We start from the raw sequence: 217 nt of genomic DNA on the forward strand, positions 1-217 counted from the left end.
GACGAAGACGACGCGCTCGTGCTCCTTCCCGGCGCCGAGGAGTACCCCGCCGAACCCGACTGCTGGCGGCTCACCGACCAGATCGCGGTCACGGAGGAGTACCGGACGTTCGGGATCGCCGCCGGCGAGTCGAGCGAGCGGCTCGTCGACCTGTACGCGACGCCCGGTGAGGACCCCTGCCTCCCGGTCGGCGAGTACCGCTTCGAGACGACGATTT

The 217-nt window shown here is 70.0% G+C and carries 1 pseudogene; it reads left to right on the forward strand.

Annotated features, from left to right (window positions below):
* Nucleotides 1-217: pseudogene (locus tag EXE44_RS19800) on the forward strand (hypothetical protein); the annotation flags it as partial.

The organism is Halorubrum sp. SS7 (assembly GCF_005435055.1).
Lineage (GTDB): Archaea > Halobacteriota > Halobacteria > Halobacteriales > Haloferacaceae > Halorubrum > Halorubrum salinarum.